Annotated in this window: 30 protein-coding genes and 2 tRNA genes; 17 read left to right on the plus strand and 15 right to left on the minus strand. The window is 40.4% G+C overall.

The genetic code is table 11. From position 1 onward, the window contains the following. Positions 1–81: 81 nt before the first annotated feature. The 4 genes from PG086_RS06875 to PG086_RS06890 form a co-directional block, all read right to left on the minus strand. Positions 82–154: transfer RNA gene (locus tag PG086_RS06875), tRNA-Lys, on the minus strand. Positions 155–216: 62 nt separating this feature from the next. Then, positions 217–732: a DUF308 domain-containing protein gene (locus PG086_RS06880; RefSeq protein ID WP_000672740.1), complete on the minus strand. Its 516-nt coding sequence runs from the start codon at positions 730–732 to the stop codon at positions 217–219. A 354-nt stretch (positions 733–1,086) separates the two neighbouring features. Further along, positions 1,087–1,159: transfer RNA gene (locus PG086_RS06885), tRNA-Lys, on the minus strand. A gap of 264 nt (positions 1,160–1,423) precedes the next feature. Beyond that, positions 1,424–2,695 carry a replication-associated recombination protein A gene (locus tag PG086_RS06890; protein WP_049479769.1) on the minus strand — a complete coding sequence of 424 codons (1,272 nt, stop codon included), beginning with the start codon at positions 2,693–2,695 and terminating at the stop codon, positions 1,424–1,426. 115 nt (positions 2,696–2,810) lie between these two features. On the opposite strand from PG086_RS06890, the gene PG086_RS06895 reads away from it, so the two are divergent. From PG086_RS06895 to PG086_RS06935, 9 genes are all read left to right on the plus strand, one after another. After that, positions 2,811–3,281: a DUF3013 family protein gene (locus tag PG086_RS06895; protein ID WP_049479770.1), complete on the plus strand. Its 471-nt coding sequence runs from the start codon at positions 2,811–2,813 to the stop codon at positions 3,279–3,281. 9 nt (positions 3,282–3,290) lie between these two features. Then, positions 3,291–3,719, plus strand: coding sequence for an NUDIX hydrolase (locus tag PG086_RS06900; RefSeq protein ID WP_049479771.1), 429 nt, complete (start codon positions 3,291–3,293; stop codon positions 3,717–3,719). Then, positions 3,716–4,084 carry a hypothetical protein gene (locus tag PG086_RS06905; RefSeq protein ID WP_049479772.1) on the plus strand — a complete coding sequence of 123 codons (369 nt, stop codon included), beginning with the start codon at positions 3,716–3,718 and terminating at the stop codon, positions 4,082–4,084. The genes PG086_RS06900 and PG086_RS06905 overlap by 4 nt, the downstream gene beginning before the upstream one ends. Positions 4,085–4,145: 61 nt before the next feature. Then, entirely contained in the window at positions 4,146–4,619 is a 474-nt protein-coding gene (locus PG086_RS06910) for a GNAT family N-acetyltransferase (RefSeq protein ID WP_270748317.1), read from the plus strand. Positions 4,620–4,756: 137 nt separating this feature from the next. Continuing rightward, positions 4,757–5,707 (plus strand): 50S ribosomal protein L11 methyltransferase, encoded by a 951-nt coding sequence (gene prmA / locus PG086_RS06915; RefSeq protein ID WP_270748318.1) that lies wholly within the window; start codon positions 4,757–4,759, stop codon positions 5,705–5,707. 1 nt (position 5,708) lies between these two features. Next, on the plus strand, positions 5,709–6,452 hold the full coding sequence (locus tag PG086_RS06920) for a 16S rRNA (uracil(1498)-N(3))-methyltransferase (RefSeq protein ID WP_270748319.1): 744 nt from the start codon (positions 5,709–5,711) through the stop codon (positions 6,450–6,452). A gap of 10 nt (positions 6,453–6,462) precedes the next feature. Beyond that, the gene (pepF, locus tag PG086_RS06925; RefSeq protein ID WP_270748321.1) at positions 6,463–8,259 is read left to right on the plus strand and encodes an oligoendopeptidase F; all 1,797 of its coding nucleotides are present in this window, start codon (positions 6,463–6,465) and stop codon (positions 8,257–8,259) included. A 121-nt stretch (positions 8,260–8,380) separates the two neighbouring features. Continuing rightward, positions 8,381–9,172, plus strand: a complete 792-nt coding sequence (locus tag PG086_RS06930) for a DUF2785 domain-containing protein (protein ID WP_270748322.1) — start codon at positions 8,381–8,383, stop codon at positions 9,170–9,172. Positions 9,173–9,282: 110 nt separating this feature from the next. Continuing rightward, complete coding sequence (locus PG086_RS06935; RefSeq protein WP_270748325.1) at positions 9,283–9,951, plus strand: MIP/aquaporin family protein; 669 nt, start codon at positions 9,283–9,285, stop codon at positions 9,949–9,951. A 216-nt stretch (positions 9,952–10,167) separates the two neighbouring features. On the opposite strand, the gene queF is transcribed toward PG086_RS06935, so the two are convergent. The 7 genes from queF to PG086_RS06970 form a co-directional block, all read right to left on the minus strand. Next, positions 10,168–10,659, minus strand: coding sequence for a preQ(1) synthase (gene queF / locus PG086_RS06940; protein WP_084940570.1), 492 nt, complete (start codon positions 10,657–10,659; stop codon positions 10,168–10,170). A gap of 18 nt (positions 10,660–10,677) precedes the next feature. Then, a complete protein-coding gene (queE, locus tag PG086_RS06945) occupies positions 10,678–11,394 on the minus strand; it encodes a 7-carboxy-7-deazaguanine synthase QueE (protein ID WP_270748328.1) in 717 nt (238 codons plus the stop codon). Beyond that, positions 11,387–11,830: a 6-carboxytetrahydropterin synthase QueD gene (queD, locus tag PG086_RS06950; RefSeq protein ID WP_000464575.1), complete on the minus strand. Its 444-nt coding sequence runs from the start codon at positions 11,828–11,830 to the stop codon at positions 11,387–11,389. The genes queE and queD overlap by 8 nt, the downstream gene beginning before the upstream one ends. Then, the gene (gene queC, locus PG086_RS06955; RefSeq protein ID WP_270748329.1) at positions 11,830–12,483 is read right to left on the minus strand and encodes a 7-cyano-7-deazaguanine synthase QueC; all 654 of its coding nucleotides are present in this window, start codon (positions 12,481–12,483) and stop codon (positions 11,830–11,832) included. The genes queD and queC overlap by 1 nt, the downstream gene beginning before the upstream one ends. Positions 12,484–12,685: 202 nt before the next feature. Further along, on the minus strand, positions 12,686–13,000 hold the full coding sequence (trxA, locus tag PG086_RS06960) for a thioredoxin (RefSeq protein ID WP_001029581.1): 315 nt from the start codon (positions 12,998–13,000) through the stop codon (positions 12,686–12,688). Positions 13,001–13,015: 15 nt separating this feature from the next. Further along, positions 13,016–13,237, minus strand: coding sequence for a DUF4649 family protein (locus PG086_RS06965; protein ID WP_270748330.1), 222 nt, complete (start codon positions 13,235–13,237; stop codon positions 13,016–13,018). 97 nt (positions 13,238–13,334) lie between these two features. After that, positions 13,335–13,715: a MarR family winged helix-turn-helix transcriptional regulator gene (locus PG086_RS06970; protein WP_000221644.1), complete on the minus strand. Its 381-nt coding sequence runs from the start codon at positions 13,713–13,715 to the stop codon at positions 13,335–13,337. 196 nt (positions 13,716–13,911) lie between these two features. Here PG086_RS06970 and PG086_RS06975 point away from each other — a divergent pair, with 196 nt between their 5' ends. Both PG086_RS06975 and PG086_RS06980 read left to right on the plus strand, forming a co-directional pair. Next, positions 13,912–14,286 (plus strand): CidA/LrgA family protein, encoded by a 375-nt coding sequence (locus PG086_RS06975; RefSeq protein WP_270748331.1) that lies wholly within the window; start codon positions 13,912–13,914, stop codon positions 14,284–14,286. Further along, positions 14,283–14,978: an LrgB family protein gene (locus PG086_RS06980; RefSeq protein ID WP_001288935.1), complete on the plus strand. Its 696-nt coding sequence runs from the start codon at positions 14,283–14,285 to the stop codon at positions 14,976–14,978. Before PG086_RS06975 ends, PG086_RS06980 begins: the two co-directional genes overlap by 4 nt. 33 nt (positions 14,979–15,011) lie before the next feature. On the opposite strand, the gene PG086_RS06985 is transcribed toward PG086_RS06980, so the two are convergent. Genes PG086_RS06985 through PG086_RS06995 form a run of 3 tightly spaced genes read right to left on the minus strand, consistent with a single transcriptional unit; the run spans position 15,012 to position 16,821 of the window. Further along, positions 15,012–15,740, minus strand: coding sequence for an ABC transporter permease (locus PG086_RS06985; protein WP_000498776.1), 729 nt, complete (start codon positions 15,738–15,740; stop codon positions 15,012–15,014). Between the two features lie 15 nt (positions 15,741–15,755). Further along, positions 15,756–16,451 carry an ABC transporter ATP-binding protein gene (locus tag PG086_RS06990; RefSeq protein ID WP_000173183.1) on the minus strand — a complete coding sequence of 232 codons (696 nt, stop codon included), beginning with the start codon at positions 16,449–16,451 and terminating at the stop codon, positions 15,756–15,758. 4 nt (positions 16,452–16,455) lie between these two features. After that, the gene (locus PG086_RS06995) at positions 16,456–16,821 is read right to left on the minus strand and encodes a GntR family transcriptional regulator (RefSeq protein ID WP_084853274.1); all 366 of its coding nucleotides are present in this window, start codon (positions 16,819–16,821) and stop codon (positions 16,456–16,458) included. Positions 16,822–16,962: 141 nt separating this feature from the next. On the opposite strand from PG086_RS06995, the gene nrdR reads away from it, so the two are divergent. The 5 genes from nrdR to der are packed head-to-tail and all read left to right on the plus strand — an operon-like array spanning position 16,963 to position 21,531. Further along, positions 16,963–17,436, plus strand: coding sequence for a transcriptional regulator NrdR (nrdR, locus tag PG086_RS07000; protein WP_001203678.1), 474 nt, complete (start codon positions 16,963–16,965; stop codon positions 17,434–17,436). Continuing rightward, positions 17,437–18,600, plus strand: coding sequence for a DnaD domain protein (locus tag PG086_RS07005; RefSeq protein ID WP_270748333.1), 1,164 nt, complete (start codon positions 17,437–17,439; stop codon positions 18,598–18,600). It begins immediately after the preceding gene. After that, on the plus strand, positions 18,601–19,497 hold the full coding sequence (dnaI, locus tag PG086_RS07010) for a primosomal protein DnaI (protein ID WP_084853276.1): 897 nt from the start codon (positions 18,601–18,603) through the stop codon (positions 19,495–19,497). Then, positions 19,494–20,207 (plus strand): nitroreductase family protein, encoded by a 714-nt coding sequence (locus tag PG086_RS07015; RefSeq protein WP_270748336.1) that lies wholly within the window; start codon positions 19,494–19,496, stop codon positions 20,205–20,207. The genes dnaI and PG086_RS07015 overlap by 4 nt, the downstream gene beginning before the upstream one ends. A gap of 13 nt (positions 20,208–20,220) precedes the next feature. Then, positions 20,221–21,531, plus strand: a complete 1,311-nt coding sequence (gene der / locus PG086_RS07020) for a ribosome biogenesis GTPase Der (RefSeq protein WP_270748338.1) — start codon at positions 20,221–20,223, stop codon at positions 21,529–21,531. Between the two features lie 228 nt (positions 21,532–21,759). Here der and PG086_RS07025 read toward each other — a convergent pair whose 3' ends face one another. After that, complete coding sequence (locus tag PG086_RS07025) at positions 21,760–23,847, minus strand: RNA-directed DNA polymerase (protein ID WP_270748339.1); 2,088 nt, start codon at positions 23,845–23,847, stop codon at positions 21,760–21,762. A 249-nt stretch (positions 23,848–24,096) separates the two neighbouring features. Here PG086_RS07025 and PG086_RS07030 point away from each other — a divergent pair, with 249 nt between their 5' ends. After that, complete coding sequence (locus PG086_RS07030; RefSeq protein WP_270748340.1) at positions 24,097–25,329, plus strand: RNA-directed DNA polymerase; 1,233 nt, start codon at positions 24,097–24,099, stop codon at positions 25,327–25,329. Positions 25,330–25,466 lie beyond the last annotated feature (137 nt).

Genomic DNA, 25,466 nt, shown 5'->3' on the forward strand with positions numbered 1-25,466 from the left:
TTTTTAAATACTTTTCTACAAAAAGCTATTAGACGTTAAAAAAAGCCTTGGTTTCAAGGCTTATTTCTGTTGATTTAGATGTGCCCCCTGCAGGGCTCGAACCTGCGCCCCATAGCTTAAGAGTCTACTGCTCTACCAACTGAGCTAAGGAGGCAACAGAAAAAGCTGAGAATGTAACTTCCCAGCTATTTTAATATGCCCAAAATGGCAGCTAGATTATTTACGAAAGGCATCAAGGATATAGGTGAAACCAACAATTAAAAATGCAAAGGCAACGACATAAACGACAAAGACACTTGTAGCTACTGGATTGAACAAAATCACTAGACCTAGTAAAAATGCAAGCAACGCTATCCACATGATATGGTTGCCAATAATAGGGAAAATCAATCCCAGACGATTGCCTTTAAAGAAAACTATAATGGCTTCTACAATTAACCAAATTCCTAAAATAGTTGGAATGACAACTGGCAGCGTCACAAAGCCATAGGCAACGAGGTAAAGAGCTAAGAGAAGATTAACAATCCCTTGGAAAAGATGAGCTGGTGAGCGAAGCTCTTTTGGTACAGAGAAATAGCCTAAAATAGCTGCTATAGAAGAAACCAGTAAACCAAATGCAATCCACCAGCTGTAAGCAACAAGATTAGCTACTGGGTTTGTAAATAGGAAAAGTCCTAAAAGGACAAAAACAACTCCTGCAAGGAATAGCAGTAAACGATTAGAAAATTTCATTTCAATACCCCCTATATAGTATAGTATAGTTTGATAATAAAAATATTATACACCTTTTTAGAGGAAATGTCAATAAACAAAATGGAAAATTTGGAAGTTTCAGTCTGATTTATGAAAAGAAAATCAGTTTTTATTATTTTGAAAATAAAAAGAGAAGATAAAATTTGTCTTCTCTACATGAAAATATTGTATGGAATCAAAGCAAAAGTAACTGGCTTTACACTATTTGTAAAGATGTAATTTGATTCAAAAAGAAAAGATAGATTTAAAATGTGGGACAAATGATGGGGTAAATCAGTTATAGACAAGCAAAAAAAGCCTTGATTTACAAGGCTTTTTCCTGTTGTATTTAGATGCCCCCTACAGGGATCGAACCTGTGACCCACGGATTAAGAGTCCGCTGCTCTGCCAGCTGAGCTAAGGAGGCAAAGAAAAAAGCTGTATTGGTGCCGAAACTTCACGGTTTGTATTGAACCCGCGCAATTAAGCAGGTGGGCAACTCGCTCTAACTGAAGCTGTTTCCGTGTGAGACGGCCTACATGCTGTTAGAAGACTTTTGTTTCCCTAATAATACAAAAAATAGTCGGTCAACACTTAAGTGTGAAGTCGTACACCACAGCGTTTCTATGTTTATATGATACCACTTTTTCAAAAAAAATCAAGAGGAAAATGCAATTATTTGAAAAGGATTTCACAAGTCCCGTAATTTATCAATGGTTTCCTTGCGTTGAGCTAAGGCACGTTCGTATTTGCCAGTATCTTCCGGAGTGAAGTAGTGCTGGTCTTTGATTTTTTCTGGCAGATAGTCTTGCTTGACCCAGTTTCCAGGATAGTTGTGTGGATAGAGATAGTTTTGCGCATTCCCAAGTTCCTTGCTTCCACTGTAGTGGCCATCACGCAAGTGTCGAGGGATAGGCAAATGCCCTGATGTTATGAGATCAGCAAGAGCCTTGTCCATCGCGACGTAGGCTGAGTTGGATTTTGGAGAGAGGGCCAAATCAATCACCACATTTGCAATGAGGATGCGAGCTTCTGGGAACCCAATTTTTTGGGCAGCGTCTAGAGCAGTTACAGTATGGATCTGGGCTTCAGGATTGGCCAAGCCGATATCTTCATAAGCGATAACAGTCAAGCGACGAGCGAGACTAGGAAGATCCCCAGCTTCAATCAAGCGGGCAGCATAGTGGAGACTGGCATCGACATCCGAGCCACGGATGGATTTTTGTAGGGCTGAGAGGACATCATAGTGACCGTCCCCATCCTTGTCCATAGTAATATAGCTTCGTTGGAGGCTGTTTTCCATGATATCCAGCGTGATGTGGCGGATGCCCTTGTCATTTTCGGGAGTAGAGAGAACAGCCAAATCTAGCGAATTAAAAGCAGAACGCAGGTCTCCATTTGTAGAGGTTGAGATGAAATCCAGCGCATCCTCATCTAGCTCAACTGGGAAGTCAAATCCCCTTTCAGGGTCGCTGATGGCAATTTGCAGGGCTTGTTTAATATCTTGATTGGACAAGGGTTCCAATTCAAAAATCTGAACACGGCTACGAATGGCTGGAGTGACAGAAAAGAAAGGATTTTCAGTCGTAGCGCCAATCATGATGACCAGACCACTTTCCAAGAGGGGAAGTAGAAAATCTTGCTTGGTTTTGTCAAGTCGATGAATTTCGTCTAATAATAGGACGAGACCACCTGAAAATTTAGCTTCTTCGGCGATTTCTTGTAGTCGCTTTTTACTATCCACTGTCGCATTAAAGGTCCGAAAGGCATACTTGGTCGTTCCAGCGATGGCAGAGGCAATACTGGTCTTGCCAATACCTGGAGGTCCGTAGAGAATCATGGAGGACAGACGATTGGCTTCCACCATGCGACGGATAATTTTTCCAGGTCCGACCAGATGCTCCTGGCCGATGACCTGGTTGATGGTTTTTGGGCGCATGCGAAGCGCGAGATTGTCTGGCATAGCAGTCCTTTCTAACATGGATTTTCTGATGTATATGTGGTAAGATGGTAGTATCTATTTTAGCATATTTCCGAGCAATCGGGGCGATTTAAGAGTCGCATAGAAAGAGGACAAAATGGCAACATACGGATTTTTAGATGTTTTAGAGGAGGAGTTGGACAAGAACTTTCCCTTTGACTTTGAGATTAGTTGGGACAAGCGCAATCACGCGGTAGAAGTGAGTTTTTTACTAGAAGCGCAAAACGCTGCTGGTGTAGAGATGCTGGATGAGGACGGAGAAGTTTCGTCAGACGATATCCTCTTTGAGGAAGCGGTTCTTTTCTACAATCCTGCCAAGTCAACGGTTACTGCAGAAGACTATTTGACGGTCATCCCTTACCTGCCTAAAAAAGGATTTTCTCGTGAATTTTTAGCTTATTTTGCACTTTTCCTCAAAGATACTGCCGAGGTTGGGCTGGATGCGCTCATGGACTTTTTGGAAGACCCAGAAGCAGAAGAATTCGTCATGGAATGGAACCAAGAAGTCTTTGAAGAGGGAAAAGTCGGCTTGGAAGAGGGAGAGTTTTATCCTTATCCGAGATATTAGGAGTCTGATATGGAAATAGAAATTTCTGATTTTACAGGTTGCAAAATTGCCCTCTTTTGTGGTGATAAGCTCTTAACTATCTTACGTGATGATAAATCAAACATTCCATATCCTAATACCTGGGAATTGCCAGGTGGAGGACGAGAAGGTGATGAAAGTCCTTTTGAGTGCGTGGCGCGTGAAGTTTATGAAGAACTGGGAATTAATCTGACCGAAGATTGTCTACTTTGGAGCAAGGTCTATCCCAGTATGATTTTTGAGGGGAAGGAATCCGTCTTTCTAGTTGGTCAGTTGACACAGGACCAGTTTGACAGTATCGTATTTGGAGATGAAGGACAGGGCTACAAACTGATGAGTACTGAGGAGTTTCTTGGCTCAGATAAGGTCGTGCCCCAGTTGCAGGATAGAGTGAGGGATTATTTGGAGGAAATAAAATGATTTTTGCAATTGCAACAACGACGTTAAATAAGGAAGTTAAACGCAAACTAAAAACTGGACAATATTCTAGAGAAGAAGCTACATTTATCTATATGGAATATTTAAAGTTAAAGAAGCAGAGAGATAGTGGTATGAAAGTAGCTGGGATTTCTACGGCTGTTATTTGGGTATTAATGCTTGTTATACCCTTACTGAGTGATAGAGGTCTCGTGCTGCCTCTTTCAGTATATTTTTTATTATTGATACTGTTAGCAGGAATTGTTCTATTTGTTTATTATCTTATGTTTGGTATTTTTAAACAGCAGATTCATAGTGCAATGAAAGAACACTATACAGATGTGATTGAAGAATTTAAGGGTCAGTAAAACAGCGTGTGGAAGAGCATAGAAGTGCTAGTTGAGAGAATGTGTATTTGGAGGTATTAGTATGATTCAGATTGAACGAGCAGGAGCGGAAAATTTAGAAACTATTATTGCCATTCAAAGAGCTAGCTTTAAGGCTGTCTATGAAAAATATCAAGATGAGTATGATCCTTATCTTGAGGATCGTGAACGAATCAAGTGGAAATTGGTTGAGCGTCCCAATAGCTATTACTACTTTGTGAAAGAAAAGGACGAAAATATCGGATTTTTACGAGTTCAGACCAATGAGGAATTGACGGAGGCTTGGTTGGGAACGGCAGCGATTTTGCCCCAGTATCAAGGAAAAGGTTATGGTTCTGAGGGATTGAGATTGCTGGAAAAGGAATTTCCAACGATTAAACAGTGGGATTTGTGTACGGTATTACAGGATGCGGGCATGGTCGCCTTTTATGAGAAAAATGGCTACCGTCAAACCCATATCGAGCCTGAAAAAGAAGGTATGGATATGGTTTACATGAAAAAATGGATTGACAAATAGAAAGGATGGTTCGGTTACATTTCTAAACTGAACCCGCCCTAAACACTGTGCCAAAAAGATAAACTTCTCTTAGACACAAGCATCTTCAGAGAGTTTCCTATTTTGGCTTTGTGTTTTACGGGCTTGGTATCTTAATTATGGAAACATGGCAAGAGTTAAAAGTTTCAGTGAAGCGTGAGGGGGAGGAGTTGGTGTCCAATCTCTTGATTGAGTTAGGGGCCCAAGGCGTTGCGATTGAAGATAGTATGGACTATGTGGGGAATGTCGACCGTTTTGGTGAGATTTTCCCAGAGGTCGAGCAACAAGAAGAAATCATAGTGACAGCCTACTATCCAGATACGGTTGATGTAGCAATGGTTGAGGCGGACTTGCAGGCTCGCCTAGCAGAATTGACAGATTTTATGGATCTGGGAGATGTCAAGATGGGTACAACAGCCTTGGCTGAGGAAGACTGGGCTGACAACTGGAAGAAATACTATGAGCCAGCTCGCATCACTCATGATTTGACCATCGTGCCATCTTGGACAGACTATGAGGCGACTGCGGGAGAAAAGATTATCAAGCTGGATCCTGGTATGGCCTTTGGGACTGGAACGCATCCAACGACCAAGATGAGCCTCTTTGCCTTGGAGCAGGTTCTTCGTGGTGGCGAAACGGTGCTAGATGTGGGGACTGGTTCAGGTGTCCTTTCTATTGCCAGCTCGCTGCTTGGTGCCAAGGAAATTTTCGCCTATGACCTGGATGATGTGGCGGTTCGGGTGGCTCAGGAAAATATCGAGCTCAACCCTGGCATGGAAAACATCCATGTTGCTGCTGGAGATTTGCTTAAGGGTGTGGAGATTGAGGCAGATGTCATCGTGGCTAATATCTTGGCGGATATTCTCATTCATCTGACAGAGGATGCTTATCGCTTGGTCAAGGATGAAGGCTACCTGATCATGAGTGGCATTATCAAGGACAAATGGGACATGGTACGCGAGTCGGCTGAGTCAGCTGGATTTTTCCTTGAAACCCACATGATTCAAGGGGAATGGAATGCCTGTGTCTTTAAGAAAACCAAGGATATTTCAGGTGTGATTGGAGGCTAGCATGCAGCAGTATTTTGTCAAGGGCAGTGCAATCTCTCCTGTCACCATTGAGGACAAGGAAACCAGCAAGCATATGTTTCAGGTTATGCGCTTGAAAGAAGATGATGAGGTGACCTTGGTCTTTGATGATGGCATCAAGCGTTTGGCGCGCGTGCTTGATGTGGAAGCACGTCAGTTTGAGTTGGTCCAAGAATTAGCTGACAATGTGGAACTGCCAATCCAAGTGACCATCGCATCTGGCTTTCCCAAGGGAGACAAGCTGGAGTTTGTTACTCAGAAAGTAACCGAGCTCGGAGCCAGTCAAATCTGGGCATTTCCAGCAGATTGGTCAGTTGCCAAGTGGGATGGCAAGAAATTGGGTAAAAAGGTTGAAAAACTAGAAAAAATCGCCCTTGGAGCAGCAGAACAAAGCAAGCGTAATATCGTCCCAAGTATCCAGCTTTTCGAGAAAAAAGCAGATTTTTTAGCGCAACTAGACAAATTTGACTCTATCGTAGTGGCCTATGAAGAATCAGCAAAAGAAGGAGAAGCCGCTGCGCTCTTACAAGCAGTTGCTGGTCTTGAAAAGGGAGTAAAATTGCTCTTTATCTTTGGTCCGGAAGGTGGTCTCTCACCAGCAGAAATTGAAAGTTTTGAAGCTAAAGGAGCCGTCTTGGCAGGCCTTGGTCCTCGCATTTTGCGAGCAGAAACAGCGCCACTTTACGCCTTATCAGCCCTTAGTGTTTTAGTAGAATTAGAAAAATAAGAGGAAGAAAATGGAACAAAAACACCGTTCAGAATTTCCAGAAAAGGAACTTTGGGATTTAACTGCCCTATACCAAGACCGTGAGGATTTCTTGCGTGCAATCGAGAAAACGCGCGAAGACATCAACCAATTTAGCCGTGATTACAAGGGTAATCTTCACACTTTTGAGGATTTCGAGAAGGCCTTTGCGGAATTGGAACAAATCTATATCCAGATGAGTCATATCGGCAATTATGCCTTTATGCCTCAGACGACAGACTATAGCAATGAAGATTTTGCTAATATCGCCCAAGCTGGGATGGAATTTGAAACAGACGCCAGCGTAGCCTTGACCTTCTTTGACGACGCCTTGGTGGTTGCAGATGAGGAGGTCTTAGACCGTTTGGGTGAATTGCCTCACTTGACGGCAGCCATTCGTCAGGCTAAAATCAAAAAAGCCCACTATCTAGGGGCTGATGTGGAGAAGGCCTTGACAAATCTGGGTGAAGTCTTCTACAGTCCACAGGACATTTATACTAAGATGCGAGCTGGGGACTTTGAAATGGCTGACTTTGAAGCCCATGGCAAGACCTACAAAAACAGCTTTGTCACCTATGAAAATTTCTACCAAAACCACGAGGACGCTGAAGTTCGTGAGAAATCTTTCCGCTCCTTCTCAGAGGGACTTCGTAAGCACCAAAATACAGCTGCAGCAGCCTATTTAGCCCTAGTCAAGTCTGAAAAACTCTTAGCTGATATGAAGGGCTACGACTCAGTCTTTGATTATCTTCTGGCTGAGCAAGAAGTGGACCGTGCCATGTTTGACCGTCAGATTGACCTTATCATGAAGGATTTTGCGCCAGTTGCTCAGAGATACCTCAAGCATGTTGCCAAGGTCAATGGTCTTGAAAAGATGACCTTTGCAGACTGGAAATTGGACTTGGACAGCGCCCTGAATCCTGAAGTGACTATTGATGATGCCTATGATTTGGTCATGAAGTCAGTAGAACCTTTGGGACAAGAATATTGTCAGGAAGTTGCGCGCTATCAAGAAGAACGCTGGGTGGACTTCGCTGCTAATAGTGGCAAGGATTCTGGTGGGTATGCGGCGGATCCGTATCGCGTGCACCCTTATGTCCTCATGAGCTGGACAGGCCGTTTGAGCGATGTCTATACCTTGATTCATGAAATTGGGCATTCTGGTCAATTTATCTTTTCAGATAATCACCAAAGTTACTTCAATGCCCACATGTCGACTTACTATGTCGAAGCGCCATCAACCTTCAATGAATTGCTCCTCAGCGATTACTTGGAGCACCAATCTGACGACCCTCGTCAAAAACGTTTTGCTCTTGCCCACCGCTTGACAGACACCTACTTCCATAATTTCATCACCCACCTCTTGGAAGCAGCCTTCCAGCGTAAGGTATATACATTGATTGAAGAAGGGGAAACTTTTGGAGCAAGCAAGCTCAACAGCATTATGAAGGAAGTCTTGACAGATTTCTGGGGAGATGCCATTGAGATTGACGACGATGCGGCTTTGACTTGGATGCGCCAAGCCCACTATTACATGGGCTTGTATAGCTACACCTACTCTGCTGGCCTTGTGATCTCGACTGCGGGTTACCTTCATCTGAAACATTCAGAAACTGGAGCTAGAGACTGGCTCAATCTCCTCAAATCAGGTGGCAGCAAGACACCACTTGAGTCAGCCATGATTATCGGAGCGGATATTTCAACGGACAAACCACTCCGTGATACCATCCAGTTCTTGTCAGACACAGTTGACCAGATTATCGCCTACAGTGCTGAGTTGGGGGAGTAAAGAAACAGGATGTCAGAATTAAACCTACTATAGAGTATGTGCTGAATTCGGAGTTTAAAGAACAGAAAGTCATCTTCGGATGACTTTTTGATAAGTTACTAGAAATGTAGAGGTGCTTGAGATGCGTAAAAAATTACAAAGAAAAGTGACAGAAGAAAAACCAAGCTATAGTCGAGAAGAAATTCAGTGGTTGCTTGAGCATTTAGGAGATCCCTCTCCAGAAATTCGAGATGAACTTGTTTTTACGAGTTTGGCTAGAGGGATTCAAGAAGAACTGTTTTCCCTTGAGCAGTTTCAGTTTATCTCAGAAGAGGTCTCCTCTAATGAAGGGCTATACAAAGAGATTGATAGTAGAGGAGTTTCGGCTCTTAAACGTTCTTTTAGGGCGCTTATTTATGCCAATCTTTTGTCTGCAGATGGTAACGAGCACTCTCTTTTCTATAAAGGATTAAAAGCTGATATAAGAAATGCTATGCTATCTCAAGGTTTGTATTATCTTAAAAAAGAAAAGGATACGACAGGTTTTTCAAGTCAGTATGGTTGGGTTCACGCTTTTGCGCATGGAGCGGATCTCTTGACTGAAGTCGTTTGTCATCCAGATTTTCCTAAAAACAGAGATTATGAAGTATTTGATGTACTTGGTCAATTATTTAAAAGAATTCCCATTCGTTTTACAAATGATGAGGATTGGCGCTTAGCGAGAGTGCTTTATGAACCCATTTTGCACGGGAAATTAGGGCAAGAACAAGTAGCTTCTTGGATAAAAACTATTGACTTTCCAATAGAAGAGAGGGAAGATTTTTATAAATTTTCTAACTTCAGATCCTGTCTGTTGGAAGTCTATATCCAACTTGACCAGAAAAATAGTTTACAAGATGCCTTGAAAGAAGCTATTCAATCTTTTCAGTACTAAGGATAAGCGAGTCGTTTCATGATTTTCAAATAACTTTCCAGTCAATTTTCTTGAAACCCTTTCCTTCTTTTGATAGACTAATACATAGTTCGAAAAAAAGGAGACTTATCATGAAAAAATTTGTTGCTGAATTAATCGGTACATTTATGCTTGTGTTCATCGGAACAGGAGCTGTTGTTTTTGGGAATGGTGTTGAAGGTCTTGGCCACCTTGGGATTGCTCTTGCTTTTGGTTTGGCCATCGTAGTCGCAGCTTTCTCAATCGGAACTGTTTCAGGGGCTCACTTGAACCCGGCTGTTTCAATCGCTATGTTTGTAAACAAACGTTTGTCATCTTCAGAGCTTGTAAACTACATCCTTGGACAAGTAGTTGGAGCTTTCCTTGCGTCAGCTGCGGTATTCTTCCTCTTGTCTAACTCAGGCATGTCAACTGCTAGTCTTGGTGAAAATGCCTTGGCAAACGGTGTCACTGTCTTTGGTGGATTCTTGTTTGAAGTCATCGCAACCTTCTTGTTTGTCCTAGTTATCATGACTGTAACATCAGCAAGCAAAGGCAATGGCGCTATTGCTGGTTTGGTGATTGGTTTGTCATTGACAGCCTTGATCCTTGTAGGCTTGAACATCACTGGACTTTCAGTAAACCCAGCTCGTAGCTTGGCACCAGCCGTCTTGGTAGGTGGCGCAGCCCTTCAACAAGTATGGATTTTCATCCTTGCCCCAATCGTTGGTGGTGTTCTTGCAGCCCTTGTTGCAAAAAACTTCCTTGGAACAGAAGAATAATTGAAATTCAAAAAGCCTTGCTCCTCAGCTTGAGGAACAGAGCTTTTTCGTATGATACTCTTCGAAAATCTCTTCAAGCCACGTCAGCTTCACCTACAACCTCGAAACCATGTTTTGAGCTGACTTCGTCAGTCCTATCCACAACCTCAAAGCAGTGCTTTGAGCAACCTGTGGCTAGCTTCCTAGTTTGCTCTTTGATTTTCATGGAGTATGAGTTTAGCGATTGTCAATTTTCTCTGGATAAAGGTCGTGTTGGAAGAGGCGTTGTTCTGCTAAGCCTTCATACTTGGTTTCAGGTCTACCATAGTTGTAGTAGGGGTCGATTGAAATGCCCCCGCGTGGAGTGAATTTTCCCCAGACTTCTAAATAGCGAGGGTCTAGCAAGTTGACCAAGTCTTTCCCGATGGTGTTGATACAGTTTTCGTGAAAATCTCCATGATTTCGGTAGCTAAAGAGGTAGAGTTTGAGGGATTTTGACTCGACACAGAGCTTGTCAGGAATGTAGGAAATATAAATGGTGGCAAAATCTGGCTGAGCAGTGATAGGACAAAGTGAGGTAAATTCAGGGCAGTTGAATTTGATAAAATAGTCATTTTCCACATGACGATTGTCAAAAGATTCCAGGACATCTGGTTGATAGTCAAAGATGTAGTTGGTTTCTTTGTTGCCCAGTAGGCTTAGGTTTTTCATTTCTTCTTGTTGTGACATGATTTTTTCTTTCTAATCTTAAACACCACGTTGGTTGTCGTAGAGGAGGGTATGGAGTTGAGGAAGGACGCGGACATTGCCCCAGCTATCATCAGCGGCGATGCGTTCCCAAAGTTCTTTGAGACGGTCTAGTTGGTCTTGAACGATATTGCCTCTAGCCTTGGGCTCAGGGTTTCCTGCTGATAAGAAGAGAACATCTGGTTGGTAGCGTTCTTGAATGTCTTTGGCAAAGGCCAAATCGGCGTCATCAAAGACAGGGATTTTAAAGGTGACTTTGTCTGGATCCAGTTGGGAAACGATGAAATCCAAGGTCTCAAAGTTGACTTCCATCTTGGATGAAGGAGGTTTTGGACTCAGAGTAACCTGGTCGATGTCTTTTAACCAATTTTGCCAGCGGGAGCCTTGGGTCTCAACAGCTAGAGTGACTCCACGTTCTTTGAGCTTGGTGACCAGTTGAGCCATGTTGGCTGCTAGGATAGCAGGATTTCCCCCAGATAGAGTTACATAGTCGTAGGTCCCCAATTTATCCAAGGCAGCAATGACTTCGTCAGCCGTCATGCGAGTTGGTTTTTCAGAACCATCCCAAGTAAAGGCGGAGTCACACCAGTCGCAGTGGTAGTCGCAACCAGCAGTACGGACAAACATGGTTTTCTGCCCAATAGCACGACCTTCACCTTGAAAGGTTGGGCCGAAAATTTCCAGAACAGGTAGTTTGAGGACACGTTCCCTAGTCATCTAACCACTCCCGTCTAAACTCCGCAAAGGCAGTCGGAGTCTCATAGAGGCGAACGTATTCCAAACGGAGACCACGTTCATCTGGCAACTCTTGACTCATGGTTTGGAAAATCCAGTAAACCATATTTTCAGCAGTCGTATTCATATAGGGCAGGGTCTCATTGAGATAACGATGGTCCAAGTGGGGCTCTAAGTAGTTCTTGTAGATAGCTTTGATATCTCCGAAATCGTAGGTCATGCCACGTTCATCTAAAAATCCACTGACAGCAATCTGCAGATGATAGGTGTGACCATGAAGGGATTTGCATTTTCCCTCATAGTGAAAGAGGTGGTGGGCAGCGTCGAAGGTAAATTCTTTTGATACCAAGGTTCTGTGAGGATTGTAGACAAGAGACTCCCCAGTTTCCTGTTTGATTTCTTTGGGTGCAAAAAACATTAGGCCTCTCCTTTCTGTGAGAGATAAACATCTAACCCATGTTGACGTAGGTGACAGGCTGGGCAATTTCCGCAGCCACTTCCGATAATCCCATTGTAGCAGGTCAAGGTCTTTTCACGAACGTATTCAAAGGCACCTAGTTGGTCGGCTAATTCCCAAGTTTCAGCCTTGTCAAGCCACATGAGAGGTGTTTGGATAACAAAGTCATAATCCATGGCAAGGTTGAGAGTAACATTAAGGGATTTGACAAAGACATCTCGGCAGTCAGGATAGCCTGAGAAATCTGTTTCGCAGACACCTGTCACGATGTCTTTAATGCCTCGTTGCTTGGCAAGAACTGCTGCAAAGGACAGAAAGAGATGGTTGCGACCGTCAACAAAAGTATTGGGAAGCTCTCCTTCTTTTTGCTCGATTTCCATATCAGAGGTCAAGGCATTTTCAGTGATTTGTCCCAGCAGAGACATATCTAAGATGTGATGACGAACGCCTTGTTCCTTAGCGATTTCTTCAGCAACTTGAATTTCGAGATGATGGCGTTGACCGTAGGCAAAAGTGACGGCTTCGACTGTTTCATAGTGTTCTTTAGCCCAAAAGAGGCAGGTTGTGGAATCTTGACCGCCGCTAAAGACGACCAAGGCTGATTGACGTTTCATAGTACTCCTTCCAAAATGGGAAATGTTCAGAGCACGCAAAAAGCTCCCTTGAGGGGAGCTAAAAAATACCAAGTAGAGGTTTTTTTTAGCGATGGCATGTCCCAAACATCGTAATATTCTACCTACAGTTTAGCATATTTTTTGAAAAATGGCAAAGGGCAAGAAAAAAGAGACCAAATAAAGTACTTGGTCTCTCGTTTGATTAGCTCAATTCAGCAACGATGGCCTTGATTTGTTCTGCAGTATGAACACCTGCAACCTGTTTAACCACTTGGCCGTCTTTTTTGAAGAGAAGAGTTGGGATAGACATGATTCCAAAAGCACGAGCTGTGTTTGGATTTTCATCAACGTCCATTTTAACGATTTTCAAGACATCTTCTGAAAGTTCTTCAGACAATTTGTCCAAGATTGGACCTTGCATACGACATGGGCCACACCAAGTTGCCCAGAAGTCTACCAAGACCAAACCGTCTTTTGTTTCTTGTTCAAATGTTGCATCTGTAATTGCTTTTGCCATTGTATTTCTCCTTTTTTAGTTATATTGGCTTAAATCTTGTTTCATGAGATAGAAGAAGACATCTCCGTAAGTCCCATGGTAGTCCAAATCATGACCGTTATAGGTCAATTTTTGAACTGGGTAATAGTCTGCGATACCGATAAGGCAAGCTTGTTGAGAACGTTCAAAGTCTTCGTAAGACTCGAACGTCATGGTTCTCTCTTGTTTGCTGGTGTCTAGATAGGTAATTTCGATCATATTAAACTCCTTTGTTCAATCTTGACTTTATTGTACTCCTTGAAAAGAGGAATGTCAAGAAAAATGATTGCGCACGCAACTTTTTTAAAAATACTCATTAAGGCAAGAAATCAAGACTGGTTTCCAATCTTTCTTCGACGGCCTTTTGTAGATAAGCCAGGGTTGTTTGTCCCTCGTCAGTCAGACAGATAAAACTGGCCCGTCTATCCTGATCGCAACATCTGCGACTAAGCAAACCGCAGTTTTTCTCTTCTAATCTAGCCACCATTCGAGAAACAGCGCTTGGGCTGAGATGGAGCTTATCTGGCAGGTCAATTTGTCGTAGAGATTTTTCTTGGGCTAGATTCAGATAGTAGAGCAGGTAAAACTCTTTCAAGTTCAGCCTTTGTTCACTCTGCTGAGCAATAGTTTCTTCCAACAAGGCTTCCATTTCTTTTTGACGGCGATTGTAGTCAAACCATTTTTCTAAGTAGGTCATTGCTTTCTCCTTTCTTTTCAAAGTAAAAATCACAAAATCATTACTGATTATCTTTATAACACAAGATGATTGCGCATGCAATGATTATACTGCTTTTAACTAATCCTTGCAAGAAAGAAGAATTTCAATATTTCCTTGAAATTTTCTGAAAAAAGAGTAAACTGGTATGCAAGAAGTTTATTTCATGGAGTTTAGGATGAAATTATATGTTCAATTAATGATTCTCTTTGTGATTTCTCTAATCGGTGAGGGAATCTCCAGTTTCTTTCATCTGCCCATCCCAGGCAGTATTATCGGTTTGATTATTCTCTTTCTAGCCCTACAGTTCAAGTGGCTAAGGACCAGGCATGTCAACATGGTTGGGAATTTCTTGCTGGCCAATATGACCATTCTCTTTTTGCCACCAGCAGTGGGAATCATGGAAAAGTTTGATATGATTGCTCCCTATCTCTTGCCCATCGTTTTGATTGTCTTTTTTGCGGCTGTCATCAACATTATCCTCATAGCCCTAGTGGTTCAGTTTATCAAGAGACGATTTGAGGGAGATTATGAGAAGGGAGAAACGAAATGAGTGAATTTGTATCGAATCCTTTGTTTGGGATTGCATTATCTATCCTAGCTTATCTAGTGGGGATGTTGATTTACAGACGTTTTCCACATCCATTGACAACACCCTTGCTGTTGTCGGCTATTTTTATCATTATTTTCCTTAAGGCGACGGGGATTTCTTATCAAGATTATTACCAAGGTGGGGTTTATCTGAACAATTTGATTGTCCCGTCGACGGTGGCTCTAGGGATTCCGCTTTATAAGAGTTTTCACTTGATGAAGCACCATGCTCGGAGTATTCTCTTTGGTAGTCTGCTAGCGGTAGTTGTCAATACTAGCTTCACTGCCATAGTGGCCAAAATCTTTGGCATGGACTTTTTCCTAGCCATTTCTCTTTTTCCTAAGTCAGTAACAACCGCTATGGCAGTGGGAATCACAGAAAAATTGCAAGGTTTAACGACTGTGACCTTGGTCGTAGTAGTAGCCACTGGGATCTTAACCAGTGTGATCGGACCAACCCTTTTGAAGTGGTTGAAGATTGATGATCCAGTGGCTGTCGGACTCTCCCTTGGAGGAACAGGTCATGCAGTCGGAACAGGAACAGCCTTTCGATACGGCTCGGTAGCAGGAGCCATGGGTGGCTTGGCCATCGGTGTCACCGGTATTCTCTATGTTTTTGTTAGCCCTATTGTAGCCAGTTTGATATTGAGTTAAAGCAAAACCCAGCTCTTGTAAGCTGGGCGTTTTTTATTGCAAATTAACCTTGTTTTTCAAAATATAGTAGGTACCGAGATAGTAGATAGCCGATAAAAAGAGATCGCGCAAGATTTCTGTACCAATCATCATGTTAAAGTCATTTTCAATTCGGAAAAAGAGAGAAACATAACCAATGACGATGGCAATGACGATATAGGCTAGAATCCCCATAGCTGTTCGATACTCATTAAAGAGTTGTCCGATTGAGATGGAGAGGTAAATGGATAAAATCCATGTAATCGAACCGACAAATAGTGATAGGGCGTACAGCCAGCCGTAGCTGAGGTAAGGGGAAATGAAGTTATAGAGGACAGTGAAGTCTTTTTCTATTGGTGTTAAGAAGAAGATAATCAATACACTCAAGATAAAGACGATATAGCTTAAGATGGACCAGACAAGACCACCTAAAAGTTTTGCGATGATGATTTGGTGCTCAGAGACAGGCAAGGTTAGGGTCAAGTACCCTTGGCGGTCATAAACACTCCCCTTGAATCTTCGGATGATTAAAAAGATTGTTGCAATCCAAAGAGTGACGCTGAGTCCTCCAAAGACTAGTACCAAAAAGAAGATGAAATAAACAGCGTTGTTAGAATTGTAACTCTGGCTAAGGCTACCAAGAAAAGCTCCAATCAAAACTGAAATTGCAAGCACAGCTCCATAGAGCGCTAAATACCATTTATTGACATTTTTAAATTCATAACGAACTAGATTCCAAAACATAATAATCTCCTTTGCTTAGGCTTTAAATTCCTGGCGGAAGAGCTGGTCAATTGATTCACCTGACTCGTAACGAATATCATCAACATTTCCTTGGCGGACGACTTTCCCGTCTTTGAGGAAGATAATCTCATCCAAGATTGGCTCAATATCTGAAATCAAGTGGGTTGAAATCAGGACCGTAGAAGTTGGGGAATAGTTGTTGATGATGGTATTGAGGATATAATCACGAGCAGCTGGATCCACGCCTCCGATTGGTTCGTCCAGAACGTAGAGGCGGGCTTCACGGCTCATAACCAGGATAAGTTGGACCTTTTCCTTGTTTCCTTTTGATAATTTCTTTAAGCGACTATTTTCATCAATGCCAAGGTCTGCAAGCAGATGTTGGGCGCGTTCAAGATTGAAATCCTGATAGAAGGTCTTGAAGTAGGTTAGGGCTTCCTTGACCTTCATTTGCTCATTGAGATAAGTTGTGTCTGGTAGATAAGAGACGATCGCCTTGGTAGCAGGACTTGGATCCTGTCCGTTAATGAGGACACGTCCTTTATCTGGCTGAAGGAGGCCATTGATCAGTTTGATCAAGGTTGTTTTTCCGGATCCATTTGGTCCAAGGAGCCCGACAATTTTTCCAGCTGAGATCTCTAGTGAGATATTGTCAAGTGCCGCAGTTGCTCCATATGATTTTGATACATTTTCAAGTGCTAGTAGTGTCATAGTCTTAAACTCCTTTGATATAGTCGCTTAATACATTTGGCAGTTCTTCTTTTTTGTAGCCAAATTGAAGCATGCAAGAGACGAAGTGTTGCAGTTGCTCCTCGGAAAGTTGTTTGCGGGACTGAAGGATGAGGTCCAAATCCTCGGTGACAAAACGACCAGTTGTTCGCTTGCTATAAACGAAACCTTCACGTTCAAGGTCAGACAAAGCGCGCTGAATGGTATTGGGATTAACCCCAGCCTCGCTCGCCAAATCTCTCACGGTAGGGAGTTGTTGGTTGGGTTCCAGTTCATGGGAAACAATCTGTAGTTTGATTTTTTCCATAATCTGTAAATAAATGGGTTTTGTATTATCAAATGACCAGGACATCATAGTCTCCTTTCTATGTCTTTTTTTGTTCTAATCAAATAATACAATAAAACAAAAAACTTGTCAAGTAAAAATAAGAATTGTTTTGGGAATTGCTCAAAAAATGGTATAATGAAAAGAAAACGACAAGGAGGGAAATGCATGCGTTGTCCAAAATGTGGGGCTACCAAGTCTAGTGTTGTTGATAGTCGACAAGCCGAAGAAGGAAACACCATCCGTCGAAGACGTGAGTGCGACGAGTGCCAGCATCGTTTTACAACCTATGAACGAGTAGAAGAAAGAACGCTGGTCGTCGTCAAAAAAGACGGTACGCGAGAACAGTTTTCGAGAGATAAAATCTTTAATGGGATTATCCGCTCAGCCCAGAAGCGTCCTGTGTCAAGTGATGAAATCAACATGGTGGTCAATCGTATCGAGCAAAAACTCCGTAGTCGCAGTGAGAATGAGATCCAAAGTGAATATATTGGGTCTTTAGTCATGGAAGAATTGGCAGAGCTTGATGAGATTACCTATGTTCGTTTTGCCAGTGTTTACCGTAGCTTTAAGGATGTGAGTGAGTTGGAGAGCCTGCTCCAGCAGATCACCCAGTCCTCAAAAAAGAAAAAGGAAAAATAGATGAAGCCAAATGACCGTTTTTCTTTTCTAAAGAATAATCGGGTGTCGCAGGATACCTCTTCTCTGGTGCAGTGCTACCTCCCGATTATCGGTCAGGAGGCACTGAGCCTCTATCTATATGCCATTACCTTTTGGGATGGTGGGCAAAAGGAACACCTTTTTGCCAATATTCTTAATCATTTGAATTTCGGGATGAATACGCTCCTCCAGTCTTTTAAAATCTTATCTGCTTTGGACTTGTTGATTCTTTACCAGAAGGGGGAAGTCTATGAATTGCAGCTTCATTCTCCCCTTTCCAGTCAGGAATTTCTAAGTCATTCTGTCTATAGCAGACTATTGGAGAAAAAGATTGGGGATATAGCTGTTTCTGCTATGAAGCAGGCACCTAGTGAGGGAGAAGCACTCTCTGTTTCTTTGAGCCAAGTATTTCCAACCTTGACTGAAGAAGTGACACCAATCGAGTCAAAAAGCAAGTTAAAAAATGATTTTGACTTGGAACATTTCCAGCGCCTGATGGCTCGAGATGGCTTGCGTTTTGAAGACGAGCAAACGGATGTTCTGGAATTATTCGCCATTGCAGATGAAAAAAAATGGACCTGGTTTGAAACCTATCAATTAGCCAAGACGACAGCTGTGGCTCAGGTTATTTCAGTCAAACGCATGCGTGAAAAAATAGCACAAAAACCAGCGACTTCTGACTTTAGCCCCAAAGAAATGACCATTATCAGGGAAGCCAAAAATAAAACTCCTCTACAATTTTTAGCGGAAATCAAGCAAACGCGTAAGGGAAACATCACTCAGAGTGAGCGAGAACTCCTTCACCAGATGGCGTCTTTAGGTTTGTTGGATGAAGTCATCAATATCGTCTTGCTTCTAACCTTTAACAAGGTTGATTCGGCTAATGTCAATGAAAAATATGCTATGAAGGTCGCAAACGACTATGCCTATCGCAAGATTCGGACAGCAGAGGAAGCCGTGCTTCGGATTCGAGAGCGTCAGCAAAAAGGGCAAGAAGACCAGAAATCGAAAACTAGCTCGACTAAGACAAATGTTCCCAAGTGGAGTAATCCAGAATACAAGAATCAAACCAGTGAGGAAACTCGTCTGGAACTAGAACGCAAAAAACAAGAAATGTTAGCCCGATTAGAAGAAGGAGGAGACTAGATGGAAAGTGTGGGTGACGTTATCAAACGTCAGACAAGTCGTTTTCAGTATCAGGACCTAGTCCAGCAGATTATGAAAGACCCAGATGTGGCAGCTTTTATCCAGAAAGAATCCCTCAGTCCAGAGGAGTTGAATCGTAGCATCTCCAAGTTCAACCAATATATCACAGAACGGGACAAGTTTCTTCGTGGGGATGCGGACTATATAGCGCGTGGCTACAAGCCTATCTTGGTAATGAATCACGGATATGCGGATGTCTCTTATGAAGAAACACCAGAACTAATCGCGGCAGAAAAAGAGGCTGCAATTAAGAATCGTCTTAAGTTGATCAATCTACCAGCAAGTCTCAAGAAAGCGAAATTGGCTCAGATTGACCTAGATGATCTAGGCCGTTTGCCGATTTTTGAGAGACTCTATTCCTTTGTTGACCTTTACCCAAGCATCCGAAAAGGCCTCTATCTTTACGGAGATTTTGGTGTTGGAAAGAGTTTCATGATGGCAGCCTTAGCTCATGACCTATCTGAAAAACGTGGGGCATCAACGACCATTATCCACTATCCAAGCTTTGTCATTGATGTGAAAAATGCCATCGGTGAAGGAACTGTGAAGACCTTGGTGGATGACATCAAGTTAGCTGAGGTCTTAGTCTTAGATGATATTGGTGCAGAACAGTCTACCCCTTGGGTACGTGATGAGATTCTCCAAGTCATTCTTCAGTACCGCATGCAGGAAGATTTGCCGACCTTCTTTACTTCTAACTTTAATTTCCAAGATTTGGAAAAACATTTTGCCAAAGGAAAGAATGGAAATGACGAGACTTGGGAAGCTAGACGGGTCATGGAACGAATCCGTTATTTGGCTGAGGAGACAAGACTAGAAGGAGAAAATCGCCGATGACAGAAACCATTAAACTGATGAAATCTCATACTTCAGTTCGTCGCTTTAAGGAGCAAGAAATTCCTCAAGCAGACTTGGAAGAGATTTTGACTGCTGGGCAAATGGCGTCATCTTGGAAAAATTTCCAATCCTATTCTGTGATTCTTGTGCGCAGTCAAGAGAAGAAAGATGCTCTTTATGAATTAGTTCCCCAGGAAGCCATTCGCCAGTCAGCAGCCTTTTTGCTCTTTGTTGGTGACTTGAATCGAGCGGAAAAGGGAGCAAGCCTTCATACGGACACTTTCCAACCTCAAGGGGTAGAAGGTCTCCTTATCACGTCTGTGGACGCGGCTCTTGTGGGGCAAAACACCTTGCTTGCGGCTGAGAGTCTGGGATATGGTGGTGTTATCATCGGTTTGGTCCGTTACAAGTCGGAAGAAGTGGCAGAGCTTTTTAACTTGCCTGACTATACCTATCCCGTTTTTGGGATTGCCCTTGGCGTGCCAAATCAACAACATGAGGTCAAACCAAGACTGCCTTTGAACCAAGTGGTATTTGAAGAAGAATACCAAGAACAGCAAGTTGAAGCGATTTTGGACTATGATCAAGTACAGGCAGACTATGCTGGTGCGCGTGCGACGACCTCTTGGAGTCAGCGTTTGGCAGAGCAGTTTGGGCAAGCCGAACCTAGTTCAACTCGGAAGAATCTAGAACAGAAAAAGTTATTGTAGAAAGTGAGAAAATATGGCCTTACCAACTATTGCCATTGTGGGACGTCCCAATGTTGGGAAATCGACCCTATTTAATCGGATCGCTGGTGAGCGAATCTCAATCGTAGAAGATGTCGAGGGTGTGACACGTGACCGTATCTATGCAACGGGTGAGTGGCTCAATCGTTCCTTTAGTATGATTGATACTGGAGGGATTGACGACGTCGATGCTCCCTTCATGGAGCAAATCAAACACCAAGCAGAAATCGCTATGGAAGAAGCTGATGTCATCGTTTTTGTAGTGTCTGGGAAAGAAGGGATTACAGATGCGGACGAGTACGTAGCACGTAAACTCTATAAAACCCATAAACCTGTTATCCTTGCCGTTAACAAGGTTGACAACCCAGAAATGCGAAATGATATTTTTGATTTCTATGCGCTAGGATTGGGCGAACCGCTGCCAATTTCGTCTGTCCACGGTATCGGTACGGGTGATGTGCTGGATGCCATTGTGGAAAATCTACCACACGAAGTTGAAGAAGAAAATCCAGATGTGATCAAATTTAGCTTGATTGGCCGTCCTAACGTTGGAAAATCAAGTTTGATCAACGCTATTTTGGGAGAAGACCGCGTGATTGCTAGTCCAGTAGCTGGGACAACGCGTGATGCCATTGATACCCACTTTACAGATACGGATGGACAAGAGTTTACCATGATTGATACAGCTGGTATGCGTAAGTCTGGTAAAGTCTACGAAAATACGGAGAAATACTCTGTCATGCGTGCCATGCGTGCCATTGACCGTTCTGACGTGGTCTTGATGGTCCTTAATGCCGAGGAAGGTATTCGTGAGTATGATAAGCGTATCGCTGGATTTGCCCACGAATCCGGTAAAGGGATGATCATCGTAGTCAATAAGTGGGATACCCTTGAGAAAGACAATCACACCATGAAGAAATGGGAAGAAGATATCCGTGAGCAGTTCCAATACCTGCCTTATGCTCCGATTGTCTTTGTCTCTGCTCTGACCAAGCAACGTCTCCACAAACTGCCTGAGATGATCAAGCAAATCAGCGAAAGTCAAAATACACGAATTCCATCAGCTGTCTTGAACGATGTCATCATGGATGCCATTGCTATCAATCCAACACCGACAGACAAAGGAAAACGCCTCAAAATCTTCTACGCAACTCAAGTGGCAACTAAGCCGCCAACCTTTGTCATCTTTGTCAACGAAGAAGAACTCATGCACTTCTCTTACCTGCGTTTCTTGGAAAATCAAATCCGCAAGGCCTTTGTCTTTGAGGGAACACCGATTCACTTGATTGCAAGAAAACGCAAGTAAGTCTTGCTTGTTTTCCAACAAAAACAACTTAAAAAACCTGAGGACTACTTTGTCTCAGGTTTTTTCTGTTTATCTTGATTCTCAGAATAGATTTGAAATGAAAAAGAATAGTTTTTGTCCGTTTAGCTACCAAAAGGTTACTAAAGACATAATCCTCCACAAATAAATAATTTCAATATGCTAGCATTAGATAAGGTTTTAACATTGTTTTTTAATCTTGGAAACATGTTAGTAATCATTAAAAGAATAACTTTTACTGTCTGTAGCTTTCTTTTTAATTTGTAATTTTTTAAAATCGTGTTCTTGCAAGTCCCAGTTAAAGTAAGATTGTTTCATCAATTCTTTAAAAATTAAATAATTTGTACGATCTCTTTCTAGTTTATTTAATTCTTCATCTTTCAAACCCTCTAAAATGTCTCTGATAAATTGACCTTCTTTTTTTAGTCCTTGAAATCCAGGATAGTAAATAAAATCATTTAAAATATAAAAATATTTAGCATCTTCTAATAAACTTTTCGTATGCGTTTGGTATTTTTCGGCAAAATTTATTATCGATTTTGACAAATAGTTTAAAACGACCTTATATCTGCTTTCATATCCAATTATATAATAACCAATAGCGCAAAGTGTATAGTAATCTTCTGGATTTTCATCTAGTAGTTGACATAAAAACTGAGAACTCAACTTCTTATCAAAAAATTTCAGATATACAATTAAATCAGAAATATTATTGATTCTATTTGAGTTATTCTTCAATATTCGATAGATATTTTCAAATATCCTATTTTCAATATCTAATAAATAATTTTCACCATTTGTTATAAAGTTTTCATTATTATTGATTGTTGTTCTTAATTTAAATATCGAAGCTCTGAATTTCATTAAAGTATAAATGTATGACTTTGTTGTATCAGAATCAGGATGAATTAAATAGATATTATTTATCTGATCAAGAGCAGTATATATCGTTCGAAGGTATTCATAAAAGTTTTTATTATAGTTAGTCATTTCTTGATTAATAAAAATTGGTTCATAAATTTCTAAAGAGATAGTCTTTAAAAAGTATAGAACGACCCGCCTTTTAGAACTATGTGTATTGCTAATTATATTTCTTATTGTATCATATAGATGATTCCAAGTATGCTCCTTAAGAATTATCTTGCCTACTGAAATTTTATAATCCTCAGAGTCTCTATTAAGACATTGTTTATACTTTTCAATGTTTTCAATAGCATTCGGATTCTGTGACAATTTCAGAAGGTTTAGTTCTCTCCTGTTATTGAAACTATAAAGAAGTTGTTTTAATTGTATAATGGATGAATCAGCCAATGAGAAAGGCTGCTCCTTAATTTGATGTTTATCAAGATTGAGTTTTAAATTGAAATTAGAAAGTTCCTTAGAAATTTCTTGCTCGATAATCTCAAGTATTTCGTAAGTTGAGGAAAAAATGTAGTAATCATCAATGAAGCGATAAATTTTATAATGTTTATTGAAGTAAATATTTTGCTGATTTAAGTTCTTCTCGATATTAAAATCACAGTGTGTTAAAATAATGTCAGCAATTATTCTATTTATTTCTGGTCCGATTATAATTCCATTAGTTTCGTTATCATTGCTTTTTTGTTGAATTATGTCAGATTGAGCAGCAAAAGTATTCTTCAACGACCAATCAGAGTATTCCTTACCTAGATGTTTATCTCCAACAATTGCCCATGTGATTGAATGTGTATATATACTTCCAAAAAAGTTTTGGATATCGAGTTTAGAAAAAAATCTATATCGCAAACTATCTCTATTAAAACTAGGAGAATTTAGAATACTAGATAATTTATGGTGCTTATTATATGTGAAATATTTTTTAAAGAAAGGGTCCAATTCTTCATTTGTAATAGAATTATTTCCTTCGATGCCAAAATCTTGTTCTATTTTTAACAGTTCTTTTTCTAAAGCTTTGCTTTCTGAATATGTTATAGTGTTTGCTTTTTGAACTTTACGAACATTAAATTTAGACTTTTGAAGAAAGTTAATTAGTAAATATTCATATTTCATAATATAAAATAAAAACTTTAACTGTGAAGAAGGATGCATCAACGAAATTGTCCTATAACTACCATTATTTTTAGGGATTTCGTAGTGAAGTGGTATTGTATATTTTCCATTGAATTTTTCGTTAAACTTTTTATTATTGGTTGGAACCAGATTCATCAAATTTTCTAAATTATTTTTTAATGGTGAATTTGAGAAAAAGATTGGTACCTCAGAAGGGAGAATTTCTGTAGTTAAAAACCATTCCTGTTTAAGATATTGTTTATTCATAATTTAATTATCCTTGATTTTTTGTCCCTTATATTGTACCATATAAAGTGTAGGCTTGAGAACACTAAATATTTTAATACTTGTTAAAACAAGTTTAATACAAGTTTAGGTTCTTATACACACAAAAAGATTATTTCAAGTTTTACTTAAAAAGCACATATATTTACTAGTTATTCTGTGCCGACTATCTCGGGTGGAGCATAAATATTTGTTCCACTCAGTCTGCCTACAATTTTAGGAGTATATTTTATGAAATTTAACTCAATGTTTGTAAAAATTAAACAAGGTGATAGACTAGTTTATAAATTAAGGGATGAATCATTAAGGTGTGAATTAGAAGCTTTAAACATTGAGATTATTAATAAATTTAATCTAAGTGTTCCAAACAGGAATGCTATTATAAAATCATTGATTCAATTTTTAAGTCAAGGGAGTATTTATTATAATCAGTCAAATTTAACTGCAACACCTCAGAAATTTTTTGTCATAAAATCAGATATTAAAAACTTCTTTCCATCCATCAACAAACACAAACTATATAAAAAATTAGTTAAATCATCTTTATTAAAAGACTCTAGTATGGATATTATTAAAAAGTTTATTTTTAATAGTGACATCTCTGGTGTTCCGTTAGGAATGCCATTTTCTAATGCATTATCTGAGGTTTATTTAGAAGAATTTGATGATGCTATAAGACGAGAATTTTCTCCAATTTTTTATGTTAGATATGTGGATGACATATTAATGATAAAAAGTTATCCTAAAGGTATGACTATTGATAAAGATAGTGAGAGAAATTTATTATTTAGTTTATTGAACGAAATTAGTTTATCAGCTAATGAAACTAAAACAGAGATATATGAATATGGATTAGCTAATAATGAACTAAAATTTGACTATCTAGGATATAATTTTAATATAAAAGGCAAGAAGTTATATATTGATATTTCTAAAAATAAGTATGATAAAAAAATTTTGAACAGATTGACCAGATACTTCAAATATTATAACTCTTCCAGCCATACTGATAAAGATTTTTGGATTCTTTATTACAGAATAAAAAATTTAATATATGGTGTAACATCGAGTGGGGAAAAAGGTACTAATCATAAGTTAAAATTTGGAATTGGTTTTAGTTATAAGTTTATCAATTCTGACAATATACTAAAAAATCTTTTGAGGACATTCCACTATTTTAGGAAGAAGTACTCAAACCAATTTACCTCGGAACAGACCGCGCTCTTATTCAGTTTGTTTACTGTTAATTCAAGTTCTAAAGGAAGAATTATTCTTAACCAATTTTCTGATACTGATGATATATTACTTTTACTCAAAAAGAGGGCAACTTATACTAAGTATTCAATTTCAAAGTTAGAAGAAATTGCTCGGCGTATTGGATGTTCTTCAATTACACGAAGTAACGGTAGCTTATATAGATATAATTTACAAATACAGATTATGAAAAAATTACGAATTCATTGATTAAACTGAGGGCTCTGGCTCTCTTTTTTGTTCCTCTCTTGACTATGAAGTAGTCATTTTCCTAATTATTTCTTGTTGGTCTTGGAGGGGGAATAGATGTAGAGCTGAATCTGTCATCAAAATTCAATTATTCTCCT

Source organism: Streptococcus halitosis, assembly GCF_027691175.1.
Classification (GTDB): domain Bacteria; phylum Bacillota; class Bacilli; order Lactobacillales; family Streptococcaceae; genus Streptococcus; species Streptococcus halitosis_A.

Bases quoted from the DNA above. Each gene is read 5' to 3' on its own strand.
- PG086_RS06880 (WP_000672740.1), bottom strand. From the start codon at position 732: ATGAAATTTTCTAATCGTTTACTGCTATTCCTTGCAGGAGTTGTTTTT.
- PG086_RS06890 (WP_049479769.1), bottom strand. From the start codon at position 2,695: ATGCCAGACAATCTCGCGCTTCGCATGCGCCCAAAAACCATCAACCAG.
- PG086_RS06895 (WP_049479770.1), top strand. From the start codon at position 2,811: ATGGCAACATACGGATTTTTAGATGTTTTAGAGGAGGAGTTGGACAAG.
- PG086_RS06900 (WP_049479771.1), top strand. From the start codon at position 3,291: ATGGAAATAGAAATTTCTGATTTTACAGGTTGCAAAATTGCCCTCTTT.
- PG086_RS06905 (WP_049479772.1), top strand. From the start codon at position 3,716: ATGATTTTTGCAATTGCAACAACGACGTTAAATAAGGAAGTTAAACGC.
- PG086_RS06910 (WP_270748317.1), top strand. From the start codon at position 4,146: ATGATTCAGATTGAACGAGCAGGAGCGGAAAATTTAGAAACTATTATT.
- prmA (WP_270748318.1), top strand. From the start codon at position 4,757: ATGGAAACATGGCAAGAGTTAAAAGTTTCAGTGAAGCGTGAGGGGGAG.
- PG086_RS06920 (WP_270748319.1), top strand. From the start codon at position 5,709: ATGCAGCAGTATTTTGTCAAGGGCAGTGCAATCTCTCCTGTCACCATT.
- pepF (WP_270748321.1), top strand. From the start codon at position 6,463: ATGGAACAAAAACACCGTTCAGAATTTCCAGAAAAGGAACTTTGGGAT.
- PG086_RS06930 (WP_270748322.1), top strand. From the start codon at position 8,381: ATGCGTAAAAAATTACAAAGAAAAGTGACAGAAGAAAAACCAAGCTAT.
- PG086_RS06935 (WP_270748325.1), top strand. From the start codon at position 9,283: ATGAAAAAATTTGTTGCTGAATTAATCGGTACATTTATGCTTGTGTTC.
- queF (WP_084940570.1), bottom strand. From the start codon at position 10,659: ATGTCACAACAAGAAGAAATGAAAAACCTAAGCCTACTGGGCAACAAA.
- queE (WP_270748328.1), bottom strand. From the start codon at position 11,394: ATGACTAGGGAACGTGTCCTCAAACTACCTGTTCTGGAAATTTTCGGC.
- queD (WP_000464575.1), bottom strand. From the start codon at position 11,830: ATGTTTTTTGCACCCAAAGAAATCAAACAGGAAACTGGGGAGTCTCTT.
- queC (WP_270748329.1), bottom strand. From the start codon at position 12,483: ATGAAACGTCAATCAGCCTTGGTCGTCTTTAGCGGCGGTCAAGATTCC.
- trxA (WP_001029581.1), bottom strand. From the start codon at position 13,000: ATGGCAAAAGCAATTACAGATGCAACATTTGAACAAGAAACAAAAGAC.
- PG086_RS06965 (WP_270748330.1), bottom strand. From the start codon at position 13,237: ATGATCGAAATTACCTATCTAGACACCAGCAAACAAGAGAGAACCATG.
- PG086_RS06970 (WP_000221644.1), bottom strand. From the start codon at position 13,715: ATGACCTACTTAGAAAAATGGTTTGACTACAATCGCCGTCAAAAAGAA.
- PG086_RS06975 (WP_270748331.1), top strand. From the start codon at position 13,912: ATGAAATTATATGTTCAATTAATGATTCTCTTTGTGATTTCTCTAATC.
- PG086_RS06980 (WP_001288935.1), top strand. From the start codon at position 14,283: ATGAGTGAATTTGTATCGAATCCTTTGTTTGGGATTGCATTATCTATC.
- PG086_RS06985 (WP_000498776.1), bottom strand. From the start codon at position 15,740: ATGTTTTGGAATCTAGTTCGTTATGAATTTAAAAATGTCAATAAATGG.
- PG086_RS06990 (WP_000173183.1), bottom strand. From the start codon at position 16,451: ATGACACTACTAGCACTTGAAAATGTATCAAAATCATATGGAGCAACT.
- PG086_RS06995 (WP_084853274.1), bottom strand. From the start codon at position 16,821: ATGTCCTGGTCATTTGATAATACAAAACCCATTTATTTACAGATTATG.
- nrdR (WP_001203678.1), top strand. From the start codon at position 16,963: ATGCGTTGTCCAAAATGTGGGGCTACCAAGTCTAGTGTTGTTGATAGT.
- PG086_RS07005 (WP_270748333.1), top strand. From the start codon at position 17,437: ATGAAGCCAAATGACCGTTTTTCTTTTCTAAAGAATAATCGGGTGTCG.
- dnaI (WP_084853276.1), top strand. From the start codon at position 18,601: ATGGAAAGTGTGGGTGACGTTATCAAACGTCAGACAAGTCGTTTTCAG.
- PG086_RS07015 (WP_270748336.1), top strand. From the start codon at position 19,494: ATGACAGAAACCATTAAACTGATGAAATCTCATACTTCAGTTCGTCGC.
- der (WP_270748338.1), top strand. From the start codon at position 20,221: ATGGCCTTACCAACTATTGCCATTGTGGGACGTCCCAATGTTGGGAAA.
- PG086_RS07025 (WP_270748339.1), bottom strand. From the start codon at position 23,847: ATGAATAAACAATATCTTAAACAGGAATGGTTTTTAACTACAGAAATT.
- PG086_RS07030 (WP_270748340.1), top strand. From the start codon at position 24,097: ATGAAATTTAACTCAATGTTTGTAAAAATTAAACAAGGTGATAGACTA.